7 protein-coding genes are annotated in these 8,507 nt (G+C 60.1%); 4 read left to right on the forward strand and 3 right to left on the reverse strand.

What is annotated here, in order from left to right; genetic code table 11:
* The first annotated feature begins 216 nt into the window (after nt 1-216).
* Nucleotides 217-867, forward strand: a complete 651-nt coding sequence (locus tag PWG15_RS25100; RefSeq protein ID WP_275026809.1) for a YceH family protein — start codon at nt 217-219, stop codon at nt 865-867.
* 66 nt (nt 868-933) lie between these two features.
* On the opposite strand, the gene PWG15_RS25105 is transcribed toward PWG15_RS25100, so the two are convergent.
* Nucleotides 934-1,668, reverse strand: a complete 735-nt coding sequence (locus PWG15_RS25105) for an aspartate/glutamate racemase family protein (RefSeq protein WP_275026810.1) — start codon at nt 1,666-1,668, stop codon at nt 934-936.
* Nucleotides 1,669-1,970: 302 nt separating this feature from the next.
* Between PWG15_RS25105 and PWG15_RS25110 the strand changes: the two genes are divergently transcribed.
* Both PWG15_RS25110 and PWG15_RS25115 read left to right on the forward strand, forming a co-directional pair.
* Nucleotides 1,971-2,657: a GntR family transcriptional regulator gene (locus PWG15_RS25110; RefSeq protein ID WP_275026811.1), complete on the forward strand. Its 687-nt coding sequence runs from the start codon at nt 1,971-1,973 to the stop codon at nt 2,655-2,657.
* Between the two features lie 69 nt (nt 2,658-2,726).
* The gene (locus tag PWG15_RS25115; RefSeq protein WP_275026812.1) at nt 2,727-3,554 is read left to right on the forward strand and encodes a bifunctional allantoicase/(S)-ureidoglycine aminohydrolase; all 828 of its coding nucleotides are present in this window, start codon (nt 2,727-2,729) and stop codon (nt 3,552-3,554) included.
* 102 nt (nt 3,555-3,656) lie between these two features.
* On the opposite strand, the gene PWG15_RS25120 is transcribed toward PWG15_RS25115, so the two are convergent.
* A complete protein-coding gene (locus PWG15_RS25120) occupies nt 3,657-5,465 on the reverse strand; it encodes an ABC transporter ATP-binding protein/permease (protein WP_275026813.1) in 1,809 nt (602 codons plus the stop codon).
* A gap of 204 nt (nt 5,466-5,669) precedes the next feature.
* Here PWG15_RS25120 and PWG15_RS25125 point away from each other — a divergent pair, with 204 nt between their 5' ends.
* Complete coding sequence (locus PWG15_RS25125) at nt 5,670-6,515, forward strand: class I SAM-dependent methyltransferase (RefSeq protein ID WP_275026814.1); 846 nt, start codon at nt 5,670-5,672, stop codon at nt 6,513-6,515.
* A gap of 59 nt (nt 6,516-6,574) precedes the next feature.
* On the opposite strand, the gene PWG15_RS25130 is transcribed toward PWG15_RS25125, so the two are convergent.
* Nucleotides 6,575-7,873, reverse strand: coding sequence for a S41 family peptidase (locus tag PWG15_RS25130; RefSeq protein ID WP_275026815.1), 1,299 nt, complete (start codon nt 7,871-7,873; stop codon nt 6,575-6,577).
* Nucleotides 7,874-8,507: the final 634 nt, after the last annotated feature.

Genomic DNA, 8,507 nt, shown 5'->3' on the forward strand with positions numbered 1-8,507 from the left:
TCGGCCGCTGTTCAAGCGTGCCGTTTGGCGGACGAACGCGTTTCGCATCCCTGTCGTCAGGTGAATGCTACGGTGCTAACCGGAATTCAACGAAATAGACCGATGACCATTTCCGGGCTTCGACACTCACGTTAGGGTAGGGAGCCGAATGCCGAGCTGCACTCCGTTTGTGGGCGCTCGGTTGGGATCGAATGCGTTGATTTGAAGAGTTGGCTTATGAACACGACCTCCGACACCGATTTCCCCGTCCTCAATGCCGTTGAAGCCCGCATTCTCGGCTGCTTGATCGAGAAGAAGGAAACGACGCCCGACGTCTACCCGCTGACGCTCAATTCGGCACATGCGGCTGCCAATCAGAAGACGGCCCGTGATCCCGTGATGGCGGTCGAGCAGGTGGACGTTCACCGCGCGCTCTCGTCATTGGCGCAGAAGGGTTTGGTCCGCCAGGCGTTTGCGTCACGGGTCGAGCGCTACGAGCACCTGGCAGCCAACCGTTTCTCGCTGACATCGCCGCAGATCGTCATGCTGGGCCTTCTGCTTCTTCGCGGTCCGCAAACGGCTTACGAGCTCTGGGCGCGCAGCGAGCGCATGGCGCGGTTCTCCTCGATCGAGGAACTGAAGGACAATCTCGATCTGATGATGGGCCGCCGGCCGCCACTGATCGTTCAACTGAACCGGGGCGCCGGCCAGCGTGAAGACCGCTTCGCACATCTGCTGTGCGGCGAAGTCGAGCAGCCGACTGCCGAGAGAGTGGCGATGTCTTCGGCGCCGAGCGGCTCGGCGCTCTCCGCCCTCGAGGAACGACTGGAAGCGCTCGAGCAGAAGGTTGCAACGCTGCAGGAGCAGCTTGACGCCTTGTTGAACTGAACCAGTTGCCCCGCTTCATCGAGGCCCATCGGACGGGTTGCTCCCGGTGGCCGTTCGGCTTGAGATCTAGCCGGCGACGTCAACCAGCCTGCAGGCTGGGCTTTCCTTGACGCGAGGATAATCATAGGCGCCGACTTTCGACGTGGCATAACCGCCACCGACCAGCGCTTCGGCGAGCTTCACCGCCGCGGTCACGCCGTCGATGACCGGCATGCCGGTGCGTGCCTTCAGGCGATCGCAGAGCTCGGACATTCCGGCACAACCGAGGATGATCGCTTCGGCACCATCTTCCTGCCGTGCCTTGAGGATCTCCTCAACCAGCATCTCCTCGGTATGGGCGAGGTCCTCTTCCAGCGCCAGCACCGGCATGTCCACCGAACGCACCTTGCGGCAGCGGTGGCCGGCACCATAGGCCTCGGCGAGATCTTCAATGATCGGCACGGAGCGGGGCAGGGTAGTGATGATCGTAAAGCGGGTCGCGATGGTCATTGCCACCTGCACGGCCGCCTGACAGATGCCGATGACCGGACCACGGGCGATCTCACGCGCAGCACCAAGGCCCGGGTCATCGAAGCAGGCGATGACATAGGCGTCGACGCCGCGCGCCTCGCCTTTCCGGATTTCTAAGAGCATCGCCGGTACGGCCATGGCTTCGTCGGCATGCCCTTCAATGCTGGCCGGGCTTGACGTTGGGTTAACGGACTCCAGTAACGTATGAGGGGCTGCGACGCGCTCGGCACTGCGATGCGCCTGTTCGGTCATGGAGCGGGTGGAATTCGGGTTGATGAGCAGGAGGCGCATGGATCAGCTCGACTTCCGAAGGACGGCTGTGAAGGGGGCATCGTCCGTGATGTCGGCGGCGCGCATCACGCTCCGCTCCTGGTCGGGCAGTTCAGTGAAATCAAGGTCCATCGGGGCTCTCAAGTGGCACGGCGCTCAGGCTTTGGGCCGGTCGCGCGGTGGTGTTTAAGCAGTTGCCATTACACATCAAGTTGCGGTACACAATATTGTCTACAATTTTGTAGTCAATATCAAACTGCTCCGAGTGGAATTGACTTTGAGCGCCGCAAGGCGAGAGTAAGTGAACGGCTAAGGGAGATTTCATGTACAACGCGGACGAAGCCGCCGGTGCTCCGACGGCGATCATTTGCGAGAAGATCTGGCTTGCGATTGCTGAACGGCGTCTGCGGCCGGGAACGCGATTGAAAGAGGAGCAGCTTGCCGAAATTTTCTCCGTCAGTAGAGCGCGAATTCGCCAGGCACTGACCGCGCTGGAACGCGACGGTCTGGTAACGATCATGCCGAACCGCGGCGCCTTCGTCTCCGAGCCCTCCGTCGATGAGGCGCGCGATGTCTTCGTTGCCCGCAGGGCAATCGAGCAGCGCGTTGTCGAGCGCTTGTGCGAACGCGCGAACCCCAAGGACATCGTCCGGTTACGCGGCCATATCGAAGAAGAGCGTATTGCCGGGCGATCGGGCAACCTCTCTGATATCGTTCGGCTTTCGGGCGGTTTTCACCTGTTGCTCGCGGAACTTTCGGGCTCGGCCTTTCTCTTCGGCATCCTGCGCGACCTCGTCTCGCGCACATCCTTGATCACCGCAATGTACCGTTCGAACCACCTTCACAATTGCGGGCCGGACGAACATCTGGCGGTGGTCGAACACATCGCCGCGCACGATGTGGCAAGCGCGATCAAGGAAATGGCTGAACACCTGAACCATGTGGAAGCGGAACTCGATCTGGACGAAGAGAAGGATCAGCCCCGCGATCTTCGCACCGCCTTGCTTTGACGCTCGACACGAACCAATTGCGCCGCTTTTTAAGAGGAGGCGGTGCCTGCCAGCAGACTGAAGGAAGATATGACCAACCGTAGTTATTATGCGCCGCATGGCGGCAACCCGCCGCAAACCCAACTCCTTTCGGATCGCGCGGTCTTCACCGAAGCCTACGCCGTGATTCCAAAGGGGACGATGATGGATATCGTCACCAGCTACCTGCCGTTCTGGGACAAGACCCGGCTGTGGATATTGTCGCGACCGCTCTCCGGTTTTGCTGAAACATTTTCACAATATATCATGGAAATCGCTCCGGGCGGCGGCAGCGACAAGCCCGAACTGGACGAGGGCGCCGAAGGAGCGATCTTCGTCGTCGAGGGTGAACTCACCGTTACGCTCGACGGCAAGGCGCACAAGATGCAGCCGGGCGGCTTCGCCTTCATTCCGCCGGCCAGCAACTGGACTGTACGCAACGGAAGCGAAGCGCCGGTTCGCTTCCACTGGGTGCGCAAGGCCTATGAGTACGTCGATGGCTTGCCCGTGCCGGAAGCCTTCTTCGCCAATGAAGCCGAAATCACCCCGTCGCCGATGCCTGGCACCGAAGGCAAGTGGGCAACGACTCGCTTCGTCGATCCGGCGGACCTGCGCCACGACATGCACATGACCATCGTCACCTTCGAGCCCGGCGCGATCATTCCCTTCGCCGAAACCCACGTCATGGAACACGGGCTCTACGTGCTCGAAGGCAAGGCGGTCTATCGGCTCAATCAGGATTGGGTCGAAGTGGAGGCCGGCGACTACATGTGGCTTCGCGCCTTCTGCCCGCAGGCCTGCTACGCCGGCGGCCCCGGCAAGTTCCGCTACCTGCTCTACAAGGACGTGAACCGTCATATGAAACTGCGGACACGCTAAGGAAACTTAACGTTAGGTAAGGCAAAAACCGCGCATTCATCGAATGCGCGGTTCTCTATTTTCCACAATGCAGTACAGGCGCTTCCGAATGGCTTGCTTGCTTCAATCCACCAATTGCGGATCGGCGGGCTGAAGGCTCCTTGGCTGCAGCCGCCGCAGCGTACCGCCTGTCGGGTTCTTGTCGAGGTGGAGCACGCGGGTGAAGAAGTCATTGCCGCGTTCCGTGCGTCCGATATTGACGATCGCGACACCCTTGAGCTCTTCATCCATGAACTTCAGAACGCGCTGGTAGGCGTCGTCCTCAAGCGTGTCGAGCGCCTCGTCGATGATCAGCCACCGCGGCTTGTGCAAGCTGAGCCGTGCAATTGCCAGAAGGCGCTGTTCCGCTTCGCTGAGATTCATCTGCTTTCGCGCGTCCTGGTCAAGCCGGCCACTGAGGCGACCAAGCCCGACCTTGGAGAGTACCGCTGCAAGTTCACCCTTGCTGTAGCTATCGGATGGACCGGGGTAGGCGAGAACTTCGCCAAGGGTCCCTGGCGGGAAGTAAGGCGACTTCGGAACGAAGGCGAGGCCATCATCGACCGGCAATGCGATGCGACCGTGCCCCCAGGGCCAAAGGCCGGCGATTGCCCGGAAGAACGGCGCTTTCTCCACTTCGGGCGCACCGGTGACAAGTACCCGTTCGCCGGGATCAATCGTCACGCTCTGCTCCCGGAGCGTAATGCAGCCGGTCGGTGAGACGATTTCGATATTGTCGAAGCTCATCTGCGGCGTTTCCGACGTCTGGAAGGCGATACGCTTGTCGCCTTCGTGCCGTTCGTCGGTCATGAGCAATGCCGAACGGAAGGCTGCAACGCGCAGCAGCGTGGCTCGCCAGTCGGCGATCGCGCCGATGTTGTCGACGAACCAGCGCAACGACGCATGCACCTGGTTGAAGGCACCGACCGCCATCATCAGCCCGCCAAAACTGAGGTCACCGGCAAAATATACCGGCGCTGCAATGACGATCGGGGCAACGACCGTGATCCAGCCATAGCCGCCCGTCACCCAGGTCAGGCGTGTCACCGCGCGAAGCAGGCCATAGCTGATCTCGAGCACCGAGGCGAGATCACGCTGCAAGCGCTTCTTTTCATTGGCTTCACCTGAAGACAGAGACAGCGCCTCAATATGCTCGTTGACGCGCATCAGCGAGAAGCGCAGCGCCGCCTCGCGGGCATAGTGTTCACCGTTAAGCGCCACCAGCGGACGGCCGACCAGCCAGCTTAGCCAGGAGGCCGTGCCTGCGTAGAGAATGGCGGCCCAGACCATATAGCCGGGAATGGCGAAGGCGTAGCCGGCGACATGGAAGACGAAGCCGTCGGACAGAGACCACAACACGCCGATGAAGCTCACCAGCAAAATACCCGATTGGAAAAGGCCGATCGAAAGCCCGGCTGACAGATCGGTCAGGTGGCGTGCATCCTCATGGATGCGTTGGTCCGGGTTGATACCGATCGCGCCGGCATTCGCCAGACGAAACGCGCGCGAGGGGCGCATCCATTCGTTGATGAGATCTTCCGTCAAGCCCTCGCGCAAGCGCAGCTTGATGACCTGTCCGAGCCAGGTTTGCAGAACGTTGAGGACCAGAAGCACGCCGGCGATCTGGGCGAAGACGACAAGCTGATGAAGAAAGGCCGGCAGGTCGCGTCGCTCGAGCGTGTCGTAGAACGGTTTGTACCATCGATTGAGGATGATCTGGCCAAAGGCTGTCACAACGATGACAACGACGATGCTTATGCTGAGCCAGATGATCTTGTTGCGTAGCGGCGAGGCCATGAAGGCCCGATGCATCATCCGCAATTGATCACCGAGGGATTGTTCGTCGCTGGGCTCTAGCCGGCCGCTATTCTTGCCGTTCGTCCGGTTCGACATCGGTGCGAATCTCTCCTTCCCGGTATCCTCTATTAGAATATAGCGTGCCTTACCCTCTCACCCTAGAGCGGATTGTCTCAGCCCACATGTAACCGCGGTCACAAAGGCCCTCGTATCCCGGTGCAAAATTGATTTGTACCACTCGGCAGCGGGTTCATAGTTTTGCAAGACGAGGTCGAAAAAGGCGCCAAGGGAGGAACCTTTATGTCTGCGCATCTCGATCAAATCCGCGATCAGCAAAGAGAAACCTGGGACCGCTTTTCCGCCGGCTGGAAGAAATGGGACGCTCTCGTCCTCGGCTGGCTTGCCCCCTTCGGCCACGCGATGATTCGCCAGGCAGCGATCAAGGACGGTGACCAGGTGCTTGACGTGGCTGCCGGGACAGGCGAGCCGGGATTGACCGTGGCCGGGTCGATCCCCAACGGACGTGTCACCGTGACGGATCTTTCGGAGCGAATGCTTCAGGTGGCCAGCGAGAACGCCACCAACCGTGGTTTGGCGAATTTTGAAACCAGGATCTGCGACGCCGGCGCACTGCCTTTCGCGGACGTCACATTCGACGCCGTCCTTTGCCGGTTTGGGTTCATGTTCTTTCCCGACGTTGCCGCAGCCGCCGAACAATTGCGGCGGGTCGCGAAACCGGGTGCACGCGTTTGTGCCGCCGTCTGGGCCGCACCTGACAAGAATGCCTGGGCGACGACGATCATGTCGACCATTGCGCGCCATGTGGAAATGCCGAAACCGCCGGCGGGCGCCCCCGGTCTGTTCCGCTGTGCGCCCGAGGGCATGATGGCGGCCGTCTTTGCCGATGCCGGGCTGCGTGACATCCGGGAAGAAGAGGTCACGACCACGATGGTGCACGACACGCCCGAAGGTTATTGGGCGTTCATGACGGATATTGCCGCACCCGTGGTCGCTGGGTTGGGCCAGGCCGATGTCGTGACACGGGAACGTATCAAGGCCGAAGTTCTGGATCTTGCCGGGAAGGCGGTGCGCGAGGGCAGGGTCGAATTGGGCGCCACCGCGACAGTCGTCTCCGGTACGCGTTAGCGGCAAGGGCGCGCTTCAGAGGCAGGCTGCAGTGCGTCAAGTACCCCTGATTGACCGACCTAGCGCGTGAACGCCGGATTAAGGGGTGCTCCCACCCGACCATTTTTACTGGAGGCGAGCATCCGAGCCATCTCGGTGACCGCGGCCTCCCGCTGCGGATCGTTTCCGGCGGCATAAGCAAGCGGCGATACCACGGAAATATCCGGCTCGATGCCGACCCCTTCGAGCCTCAGGTCTTTTTCGATGACCGCGTCGGAAACCGCGATTTCGAGCAGGCTGTCATCGGGCAGAACATAGGCGCGGCCTGCGAGCAACGCGCCCGCCGTTCGTTGTCCAACGAGCGGTACGGCGTTTTGCCTGAGTGTGTAGGCGAAGAGCTCCAGGCCGCTGCGCGTGCCTTTATCGATCAACGCGATCACCGGTTTTCTCCAACGGAAATTCGCAAGCGTCGCTTCGCCCCGTCGCGGTATCAACCGGAACGAGGGTGTGTCGCCAACGAAAAGCTCGGCCGCATCGGCTGGGCCACCACCCCAGCGGCCGCGCAGATCGACGACGAGACCGTCCGCATCCTTGAGTGCTCCGTTCGCCAGGGCGTCTGCGACAATATCGAGGCCATTGCGCGTGGAGAGGGTCCACATCCGCACGTAGCCGATGCGATAGCCATCGCGTTCGCTGAGTGTCACGCTCTCGTCGATCGCCCGCTCGAACATCGGCAGCGGCCGCAAGCGTTCCACCTGGACCTTGATCGAAATAGGTTCGGCGCCGCGCTCGCGCCGTAAACGGATATAGACACTTCGACCAACCTTGCCCTCGAACGAGCCGATTTCCTGGTAGGGACGGCCGTCGACGGTGAGGATCTCGTCTCCGACGAGCAGGCCCGCCTTCTCCGCCGGGGATCCATCATAGACATCGATGACCAAACGAAGTCCATCCTCAACGACCGTCACCATGCCGATGCCGGGATACCGGACCTCGCTGTCCGGCGGAAACAGGCGGCGGATGTCGTCGCGGATTGCGAAACGGAAGATGTCAGAGAGTTCGAAATAGTCGATCGTATCGGGCTTGTAGCGTCCGGTATGCGAAACCCGAAGCGTGGCAAGCACGGAAGCGATTGCATCATCGACTTCGCCGACCGGGCTCGTCGCGGAGATTGGCGTCTTCCCAGGCTCGATTTTTGTCCGCACCGCCGCGTTAAAACGGTCAAGCGCCTTTCCATCGTAAAAGTTCGCGTTCACCAGTTCGACGACACGGTCGAACACCGGCTGACCGGAACGTGGCAGATCGTCTGCCGAGGACGCGGCCGATGCCGACAGAAAAAAAGACAGGGACAGCACCGCAACCGACAGTCCGGGGCCCATCGCCAACTCTCCCGATTTCCGATTGAACGATTATCGACGAAGTCTGCCGGCGATGTGTTCACCTGTCTGCAAAATCGCGTGATCTCGGAATGCGCCATCATCCGCCCTGCCTTTTCGGATCGGTTTTCAGGCTGGAGCTATGGAAGGCCGGCAAGACATCCCCATGATCGGGGCGGTCCTCTGAATACCCTTATAGATTGCATGCGCATCTTCTTTGAGCGCGGCGCGATAGGCCGGTGCCCTGAATGCCGGTCATGTGGTGTGCAAACAGGCGCTTTACAGATCGGGCCTCTTATCACTTTGGGTCATAAGAAACAGGCGGCTAACCTAGCTCGTAGGGGCTATAAAAACAATTCAAACCAATGCGTTACTGACGACCGCTCTATTATCACATTTATGTAATGCAGTTGTCATATGCTTTACGGTTTAAGTAAAAATCTAGCGGATTATGAAGATTTATCGACAGTGGAAGATTACGTCTTGTCTTTTCGCATTAGTGTTTGTTAACATTTGAATATAGGGGTTTCATTTCAGCTTTGAACGCGGGAGAGTGGCATGCCGCTGTCGTCGATGCTTGATTCCAAGATTTCCCGTCACCTCCGCCGCAAGTCAGCCGCCCAGGATGGACCTCCTC

The sequence above is a fragment of the Ensifer adhaerens genome (assembly GCF_028993555.1).
GTDB classification, from domain to species: Bacteria; Pseudomonadota; Alphaproteobacteria; order Rhizobiales; family Rhizobiaceae; genus Ensifer; species Ensifer adhaerens_I.

Bases quoted from the DNA above. Each gene is read 5' to 3' on its own strand.
- PWG15_RS25110 (WP_275026811.1), top strand. From the start codon at position 1,971: ATGTACAACGCGGACGAAGCCGCCGGTGCTCCGACGGCGATCATTTGC.
- PWG15_RS25130 (WP_275026815.1), bottom strand. From the start codon at position 7,873: ATGGGCCCCGGACTGTCGGTTGCGGTGCTGTCCCTGTCTTTTTTTCTG.
- PWG15_RS25105 (WP_275026810.1), bottom strand. From the start codon at position 1,668: ATGCGCCTCCTGCTCATCAACCCGAATTCCACCCGCTCCATGACCGAA.
- PWG15_RS25115 (WP_275026812.1), top strand. From the start codon at position 2,727: ATGACCAACCGTAGTTATTATGCGCCGCATGGCGGCAACCCGCCGCAA.
- PWG15_RS25100 (WP_275026809.1), top strand. From the start codon at position 217: ATGAACACGACCTCCGACACCGATTTCCCCGTCCTCAATGCCGTTGAA.
- PWG15_RS25125 (WP_275026814.1), top strand. From the start codon at position 5,670: ATGTCTGCGCATCTCGATCAAATCCGCGATCAGCAAAGAGAAACCTGG.
- PWG15_RS25120 (WP_275026813.1), bottom strand. From the start codon at position 5,465: ATGTCGAACCGGACGAACGGCAAGAATAGCGGCCGGCTAGAGCCCAGC.